A 7,832-nucleotide genomic window follows, 5' to 3' on the forward strand; every position below is an offset into this window, starting at 1 on the left:
GAACTCTTTGAGGATTTTCTGGACGCTGTCTACGCAGCCTGACGGCTGCGGCAACCTCGCTCACGGATAGATCCTGCGGCTCCATCCGTGAGCAAGGTTTTTACCACGGGGTGTCCAACTTGTTATTGCAATTTGCGTAAAAATTTTTTGCCTATTTACAGAAAAATACGGATCGGGTACAATGAGAATGCATTTTTGTGGAAATTTGTTGGCGGGAGGAGAACAGATGAGGCTTTTGACGCTGGCGTTTTCCGCTCCGCCCACCCCGGAGGAGGAGCGGCTGCTGCGGCGGCTGCTGGCGCCGGGGGTTTCGCCCCGGCAGCCGGAGTCGCTGTACGCCTGGGCGCTGCTGGGTCTGGCGCTGGAGGGGAACCTTCCGGCAGCGGCCCGGGAGCCGTCGGGAAAACCGTACTTCCCGGATGCGCCGGGGCTTTGCTTCAGCCTGAGCCACACCCGTGGTGCCGTGCTGGCGGCGCTGTCGGACCGGCCGGTGGGAGCGGACCTGGAGCTGGTGCGGCCCGCGCCGCCCCGGCTGGCCCGCCGGTTCGGCCTGGAGGGGGAGTACTTTTTCCGCAGCTGGGTGCGGCGGGAGGCCCGGGGCAAGCGCACCGGAGCAGGCATCACGGCGCAGCTGCAGGCGGAGACGGCCATGGAACCGGGGGAGCGGTTCAGTTATGTGGAGACATTTCCCGGCTACGCGGCCGGGGTGTCCGCCATGGAGGAGATTCCGGAGAGGGCGGAACGCTGCTCCCTGGCGGCGCTGCTGCAGGCGGCGGAACAGCGGTAACAGAACAAGAGGGAATAAAAGGAGAAGAGAGACATGACAAACAAGGGAAACTGGCGGGCGCTGCTGCCCATCGGGGTATTTCTGGTGCTGTACATCGGCAGCGGCGTGGCACTGGGCAGCTTTTACGCCATGCCCACCATCTTTGTATTTCTCATCGCGCTGATGGTGGCTTTTGTACAGAACCCCGGACTGAATTTCAATGAGAAGATGCACGTGGCCGCCCGGGGACTGGCGGATGACAACATCGTTACCATGTGCCTGATTTTCCTGGTGGCGGGCATGTTTTCCGGCACGGTGAAGGCCGCCGGCGGCGCGGATTCCACGGTGTATCTGCTGCTGTCGCTGGTGCCGGCCCGGCTGGCGGTGTGCGGCATGTTCCTCATCGCCTGCTTCATCTCCGTGTCCATGGGCACCTCCGTGGGCACCATTGCTGCCCTGGCGCCCATCGCGGCGGGCATCAGCCGCTCCACCGGCTTCTCCCTGCCCATGTGCGCGGCGGCGGTGATCTGCGGCGCCATGTTCGGCGACAACCTGTCCATGATCTCCGACACCACCATCGCGGCGGTGCGGACACAGGGCTGCGAGATGAAGGACAAGTTCCGCATGAACTTCCTCATCGTCCTGCCGGCGGCCGTTGTGACCTTCCTGCTGTTTCTGGTCATCACGCCCCGGATGGACGCGGCCATCGCCATGGAGTCCTTCCGGGCCGTCCGGGTGGTTCCTTACGTGGTGGTGCTGGTGGGGGCGCTGCTGGGGTTCAACGTGTTCGGCGTCCTCATCGTGGGCACGGTGCTGTCGGCGCTGGTGGGTGTCGCCACCGGCGTGTCTCCGACGGAGCTGCTGGCGGGCCTGGGGGACGGCATCACCGGCATGTATGACATTACGGTGATCTCCATTGTGGTGGCCTGCATCAGCGCTCTCATCCGGGAGTACGGCGGCATCGACGCCATTCTGTCCTTCGCCCGGAAACACATCCGGAGCCGGAAGGGCGCCCAGCTGGGAATTGCAGCCCTGGTGGCGGCGGTGGACGTGGCCACGGCCAACAACACGGTGGCCATCATCCTCACCGGCTCCATCGCCAGGGACATCAGCACCGAGTACGGCGTGGACCCCCGGCGCACCGCGTCGCTGCTGGACATTTTCGCCTCGGTGGTGCAGGGTATCCTGCCCTACGGCGCCCAGCTGCTGTACGCCGTGTCCGGCGCGGGACTGGCGGCGGCGGGCATGTCCGCTGTGGACTTCCTGCCCTACCTGTTCTACCCCTACCTGATGGCGGTGTGCGCCGTGGGCTTCATCCTGTTCATCGGCGACCGGAAGCAGTGAAAAAAGGCCCCGCCTTCCCCTGGGAAGGCGGGGCTTCAGGCTGTCGAAAAAGTCCAGAGAACTTTTCGACAGCCTGAACAATGCCTCGCTTTTTGCCTGCCGTGCAGGCCAAAAAGCTGCCGCTATGCGGCGCAAACGCTTGCTGCGCAAGCTTTTTGCAGGCATTCGATTCCACACGAGAGGACTCCCGGGCACCGTTGCGGCAATACGATCCCCGGCCCCGCCGGGGCCGCTGATCGTGCCGCATCCTCGAAAGCGGTTCGCTTTCTCCGCCACTGGCGGCGCTTCACCGCTTTCCCCCTCGTACTCCCCCTGCAAAACAACCTCTTTTATCCCCAAACGGAGGTTCTTTGCAAGCTGAAGGCCCGCTTTCCCTTGGGAAGGCGGGCCTTTTTGTCGTTTCCGGCGGGAACCGGGGGAAGCCGGCGTCAATCCTGCCTGTCCGGCCCGGCGGCGCGGCTCATGGAGTTGGCCGCGCGGAGGCTGTAGCTTCCCTCAATGAAAACCAGCAGGATCCATCCGGTGGCTACGGAGGCGCAGATTCCCCGGATTCCAAACAGAGGCACCAGGAAATAGGACAGAATGACCCGCAGCACCACCTGGAGAATGGATGCCAGCATGGTGAGCCGCAGCCGGCCGATTCCCCGGAAGAAGCCCTGAATCGCCTCGCCCAGGTAGGCGAACAGATACAGGTAGGCCATGGTGCCGGTGTACTGCACGCCGGCGGCGATGATGGAGGGGCTGTCGGAAAACAGGTGAATCAGCCGGGGGGCCAGGAAGTGAACCGGCGTGCTCATGACGGCCACCAGGGCGGCCTCGACGCAAAGGCCGGTGAGGAAAAACCGGCGCACCCGCTGAAGGTTGCCCCGGCCCAGGTTCTGGGACAGGCCCACCACCATGGCGGCGCTGATGCCCTGGGAGAAGCAGAAGAGGAACTGCTCCACCCGCATGCCCATGTTATAGCCGGTGAGGGACGCGTCCCCCAGAGGGGTGAGCATGCCCTGCACGAGAAACCGGCCGATCATCACCACCGCCTGCTGCAGCGCCGCCGCCCAGGCATACCCCAGAATCATCTTTCCCAGAGTGGGGTCCGGGCGCAGGTCCTGCCGCGTCAGGCGCAGGGCGGGACACCGCTTTTCCGTGTACAGCACCAGCCAGACGGTGGAGAACACCTGGCAGAACACCGTGGAGCAGGCGACGCCCCGGATGCCGAAACGGAACACGCCGCACAGCAGCACGTCCAGCCCCGCGTGGAGGGTGGAGGAGACCAGCAGCACCACAAAGGGCGTCCGGGAGTCGCCCCAGGAGCGCAGCACCGCGGCGAAATAATTGTAGAGGAAGCAGAACACCAGCCCGCCGAGGATGATGTACAGATAGTGCATGGCCTGGTCCACCGTCTCCGGAGAGGAACCCTGGGCCAGCAGCACCGGCCTGGCGGACAGCAGACCCGCCAGCGCCAGCAGCAGCGTGATGCCCACGCCGCCAGTGAGGGCGGTGGCGTGGACCCGTCTGAGCCGGTCCCACTGTCCGGCGCCGCAGAGCTGGCCCACCAGAACGCTGACGCCGATGCTTCCGCCCAGCAGCAGCGCGTAGAGAATGTCCATCATGGGGGAGGCGATGCTGATGCCCCCCAGGGGCACGTCCCCCAGGAATTTTCCCACCACAATGGCGTCCACAATGTTGTACAGCTGCTGGAAGATATTGCCCAGAATGACCGGCAGGGCGAAGGACAGCAGCGTGGGCGCCACCGGGCCGTTCAGCAGCGCCTCGCTCCTGTTGGCCTGCCGGCTTGAAACGTTTGTTTTCATGGCCGTCCGGCACTCCGGCTCAAAGCTCCACCACCGTGACGCTGTGTCCGGTGCGGGGCAGGAACTTCTCCAGCAGGTCGGCGGTTTTCAGCTTCAGGGTGCTGGTGCAGATGCAGGGATGGCAGGTGAAACAGGCCTGCTCATAAATCTCCCGGTCCATCAGCAGCTGCACCTGGTGCTCCGTGTCATTCATCAGCCCTAGAATGGTGGCGGAGCCGGGGGTGCAGTGCAGCAGCTCCCACAGCTGCTCCTCCGGCGCGAAGGACAGCCGGGCGGAGTTGATCTGTTTGCTCAGGTCCTTGGTGTGGAAGGGCTTGTCCGGCGCCATGGCCAGCAGATAGAATTTCGTTTTCTGCCGGTTGCACAGAAACAGGTTCTTACATACCGGCAGGCCCAGCGCCGCCCCCACGGCAGCGCATTTTTCCATGGTGTCCGCCGGCTCGCTGGAGACCCGGTCATAACCGATGCCCAGCTCCTCCAGCAGGCCGAAGGCCGCCGCCTCCTGGGGCAGCAGCTCCCCGTCGGGACGGGTGTTGTGACAGATGGGAGAGATTTCCATACCCCTCACGCCCTTTCCAGCAGTTTTTCACCGGCCCGGTAGATGTCGCCGGCGCCTACGGTGAGAATCAGGTCGCCGGGCCGGGCCAGCCGGGCCAGCTCCTCCGTCACCTTGTCCAGGGTGGAGCAGTAGACGGAGCCGGGGATGTTGCGGCACAGGTCGGCGGAGGAGATGCCGGTGGTGTTGCTCTCCCGGGCGGCGTAGATCTCCGCCAGCACCGCCACGTCGGGGGTTTTCAGCTCCTCCACAAACCGGTCAAAGAAGCTGATGGTCCGGGAGTAGGTGTGGGGCTGGAAGGCCACGATGAGCCGCCGGTAGCCCAGACCCTTCACGGATTCCAGCAGGGCGTGAAGCTCGTCGGGGTGGTGGGCGTAGTCGTCGTAGATGTCGGCGCCGTGATAGGTGCCCTTCCGCTCAAAGCGGCGGGCGGCGCCGGTGAAGCCGGCCAGGCCCTCCTCCACGGCGCTGCCGGGCAGGCCCAGCAGGTAAGCGGCGGAGGCGGCGGCCAGGGCGTTGAGAATGTTGTGGCGGCCATGGACGCGCAGCGTCACGTGGGCGTAGCGCTCGCCCCGGACCATCACGTCAAACACAGGGCAGCCCTCCGCCTCGGCGATGTGGGCGGCGGTGCAGTCGGCGGGGTGATCCAGACCGAAGGTGAACACCGGGTGGGCCAGCCCCTCCAGGGACTCCATGGCGCCCTGGTCATCGGCGTTGGCGATGACGTGGCCGGCGGGGGGAACCAGCTCCGCGAACCGGTGGAAGGAGTGCTCGATGTCCGCCAGGTCCTTGAAAAAGTCCAGGTGGTCGGCCTCCACGTTCAGAATCACCGCTACGGTGGGGAAGAAGCTGAGGAAGCTGTTGCAGTACTCGCAGGATTCCAGAATGATGGTGTCGCCCTTGCCCACCCGGTAGCCGGAGTGGATCAGGGGCAGGGTGCCGCCGATCATGACGGTGGGGTCCTGCCGGGCAGCCATGAAAATGTGGGTGCACATGGAGGTGGTGGTGGTTTTTCCGTGGGTGCCGGAGACGCACAGGGCATTGGGGTAGCCGCGCATGATGGCGCCCCAGGCCTGGGCCCGCTCGTAGACAGGGATGCCCCGGGCCACGGCGCCGGCGATCTCCGGATTGCTGTCATGGACGGCGGCGGTGCGGACCACGAAGTCGCAGTCCCCCAGATTGTCGGCGTTGTGGCCCACCGTCACGGGAATGCCCAGCTGCCGCAGCCGGAGGACGGACTCGCTCTCGGTCATGTCGGACCCCTGTACCTCCAGGCCCATGCCGTGGAGCACCTCCGCCAGGGGGCACATGGACACGCCGCCGATGCCCACAAGGTGGGCGCGCTTGCCGGGACGGATATATTCGCTGATGGGATTGGGATTGTTCATCATATCAGATCTGCTCCTTCTGGCGGCAAAGCCGCCGATTGCAAACACATGGTTTTCTATTGTATAATCAGGAATAGGGCAAAGTGCCTTTCAGAGAATCATAGCCGCTTTGGTGACAGAATATCACAAATGCGGCAATTATTATAGTATACCCTCAGCGGAAATGCAACGGGGAGGCGAGGTTTTGTACCAGATTCCGGAGGACGTGATGGAAGTCCTGACAAAACTGAGAAGCGCGGGCCGGGAGGCGTACTGCGTGGGCGGCTGCGTCCGGGACCTGCTGCTGGGCCGGAGGCCGGGGGACTGGGACGTCACCACCTCCGCCCTGCCGGAGGAGACCATGGCGCTGTTCGGGGACCGGGCAGTCCCCACCGGGCTGCGCCACGGCACCGTCACCGTCCGGACGGAGCAGCGGCCGGTGGAGATCACCACCTACCGCTGTGACGGGGTCTATGCCGACCACCGCCACCCGGAGCAGGTGACCTTCACCCGCTCCCTGGAGGAGGACCTGCGCCGCCGGGACTTCACCGTCAACGCCATGGCCCTGTCGGAGACGGGAGAGGTCCGGGACCCCTTCGGGGGCCGGGAAGACCTAGAAGGGAAGATGCTGCGGTGCGTGGGGGACCCGGACCGGCGGTTCGACGAGGACGCGCTGCGGATGCTGCGGGGGCTGCGGTTCGCGGCGGTGCTGGACTTTGCCGTCCATCCGGCCACGGCCGACAGCATCCGCCGGAATGCCACTTTATTAAAAGAGGTGGCAGCGGAGCGGATCCGGGTGGAGCTGGAAAAGCTGCTGGTGGGCCCCGGGGCGGCCCGGGTGCTGCGGCAGTTTCCGGAGGTGGTGGGCGTGTTCCTGCCGGAGGTGCTGCCCGCCGTGGGCTTTGACCAGCGGAATCCCCACCACTGCTATGACGTCTGGGAGCATACCCTCCACAGCGTGGAGGCCGCGCCGCCGGTCGTGGTGCTGCGGATGACCATGCTGCTCCACGATCTGGGAAAGCCTGCCTGTTTTACGGTGGATGAGGCGGGAGTGGGCCACTTTTACGGCCACCACACCGTCAGCCGCCGGATGGCGGAGACCATTCTGGACCGCCTGCGGTTCGACCATGACCGGAAGCAGACCATTGTGACGCTGGTGGACCATCACGACCGGCTGCTCCCGCCGGAGGAAAAAACGCTGCGCCGGGCGCTGCGGAAGTTCGGGGAGAGGGACCTGCGGCGGCTGCTGGCGGTGAAGCGGGCGGACAATCTGGCCCAGGCTCCCGCCTGGCGGCACCGGCTGCAGGAACTGGACGCGGCGGAAGCCCTGCTGGAGGACCTGCTGCGGCAGGAAGCCTGCTTTTCCCTGAAGCAGCTGGCGGTAAACGGCCGCGACCTGCTGGCGCTTGGCCTGCGGGGACCTGCGGTGGGCCGCGGGCTGGAGCGGCTGCTGGACGCCGTGGTGGACGGGACCCTGGAAAACCAACCGGAAGTCCTTCTGGAGGCGGTAAAGGAGTGGAAGAACGGGCCGCGGGAAGACGCAGTCGGTAAAATTGACGAAAAGCCCCTGTAAAATGGAAGATTATAATAAGTATAGCTAATGCCTGATATCTGTAATATTACTGATAAGGGGCCAAAATCGCCAGTTAATGGAAAAAATAAAAAGGCTGTCGAAATAGTGCACAAACCGGGAAAATGGGTGTTGACTTTTGAGAGAAGGTTTGGTATCCTAACGAAGTCGTCGCGAGAGACACGGAAAACCAACGGGTTGAGACAAAAAAGCCGATGAAACCTGTTGACAAGACGAGCTTCTTGTGATAACATCAAAAAGTTGCTGAACGGCGGCGAATCGGTCGAAAGTCCGGTGAAGAACCTGAAAAAAGTTCTTGACAAGGGCGGGCCGATGTGCTAAAATCAGTAACGTTCCGCCGAGAACGGCGTGTACCTTGTAAATTAAACAACGTAACGAAATGAAAGCACCAGACGGAGAT

Annotated in this window: 6 protein-coding genes; 3 read left to right on the forward strand and 3 right to left on the reverse strand. The window is 64.0% G+C overall.

Annotated elements, in window-relative coordinates; translation table 11 throughout:
* The first annotated feature begins 226 nt into the window (after positions 1-226).
* Positions 227-787, forward strand: a complete 561-nt coding sequence (locus tag SOX55_RS03195) for a 4'-phosphopantetheinyl transferase family protein (RefSeq protein ID WP_325285990.1) — start codon at positions 227-229, stop codon at positions 785-787.
* 33 nt (positions 788-820) lie between these two features.
* Entirely contained in the window at positions 821-2,110 is a 1,290-nt protein-coding gene (locus tag SOX55_RS03200) for a Na+/H+ antiporter NhaC family protein (protein WP_325285991.1), read from the forward strand.
* A 428-nt stretch (positions 2,111-2,538) separates the two neighbouring features.
* On the opposite strand, the gene SOX55_RS03205 is transcribed toward SOX55_RS03200, so the two are convergent.
* The 3 genes from SOX55_RS03205 to murC are packed head-to-tail and all read right to left on the reverse strand — an operon-like array spanning position 2,539 to position 5,865.
* The gene (locus tag SOX55_RS03205) at positions 2,539-3,918 is read right to left on the reverse strand and encodes an MATE family efflux transporter (protein ID WP_325285992.1); all 1,380 of its coding nucleotides are present in this window, start codon (positions 3,916-3,918) and stop codon (positions 2,539-2,541) included.
* Between the two features lie 19 nt (positions 3,919-3,937).
* Positions 3,938-4,477 carry a prolyl-tRNA synthetase associated domain-containing protein gene (locus SOX55_RS03210; RefSeq protein ID WP_325285993.1) on the reverse strand — a complete coding sequence of 180 codons (540 nt, stop codon included), beginning with the start codon at positions 4,475-4,477 and terminating at the stop codon, positions 3,938-3,940.
* A 5-nt stretch (positions 4,478-4,482) separates the two neighbouring features.
* Positions 4,483-5,865: a UDP-N-acetylmuramate--L-alanine ligase gene (murC, locus tag SOX55_RS03215; protein WP_325285994.1), complete on the reverse strand. Its 1,383-nt coding sequence runs from the start codon at positions 5,863-5,865 to the stop codon at positions 4,483-4,485.
* Positions 5,866-6,046: 181 nt separating this feature from the next.
* Between murC and SOX55_RS03220 the strand changes: the two genes are divergently transcribed.
* Entirely contained in the window at positions 6,047-7,414 is a 1,368-nt protein-coding gene (locus SOX55_RS03220) for a CCA tRNA nucleotidyltransferase (RefSeq protein ID WP_325285995.1), read from the forward strand.
* The last annotated feature ends 418 nt before the right edge of the window (positions 7,415-7,832 follow it).

The sequence above is a fragment of the Dysosmobacter sp. genome (assembly GCF_034093755.1).
Lineage (GTDB): Bacteria > Bacillota > Clostridia > Oscillospirales > Oscillospiraceae > Oscillibacter.